This window comes from Pseudomonas sp. MWU13-2100 (assembly GCF_023242365.1).
In the GTDB taxonomy this organism is placed as follows: domain Bacteria; phylum Pseudomonadota; class Gammaproteobacteria; order Pseudomonadales; family Pseudomonadaceae; genus Aquipseudomonas.
Window position 1 is genome coordinate 1 of sequence record NZ_JALLIX010000150.1, and the last position, 494, is coordinate 494.

Here is a 494-nt window from a genome sequence, read left to right on the forward strand (position 1 = left end):
ATCGACATCTACGAAACCCCGACCAGCCGCCTGGTCTGCGAGTTCATCGGCAACGTCAACATCTTCGAAGGCGAAGTGGTGGATGACGCCGAAGGTTACGCGCGGATCTCCAGCCCGGAGCTGGAGCGTGACATCTACGTGGGCCATGGTGTCACCACCTCGGTCCAGGACAAGCGCGTCACCTACGCGATTCGTCCGGAAAAACTGCTGGTGACCCCGGTGCAACCGACCAGCGAATACAACTGGTCGCGGGGCAAGGTCCATGACATCGCCTACCTGGGCGGGCACTCGGTGTTCTACGTCGAGTTGCCTTGCGGCAAGCTGGTGCAGTCGTTCGTCGCCAACGCCGAGCGCCAGGGCCAGCGTCCGACCTGGGGTGACCAGGTCTACGTCTGGTGGGAAGACGACAGCGGCGTGGTACTGCGCTCATGAACCTCAAATCCCTGGTGCGGCGAATAACCCCCAGTGGCCGCCATGCGGTCATCGGGATTCCT

General features: G+C 62.3%; 1 protein-coding gene. It reads left to right on the forward strand.

What is annotated here, in order from left to right; all coding sequences use genetic code 11:
• A partial coding sequence (locus M5B99_RS29795; protein WP_248807479.1) for a TOBE domain-containing protein occupies positions 1 to 432 on the forward strand: 432 nt, incomplete at its 5' end.
• Positions 433 to 494: the final 62 nt, after the last annotated feature.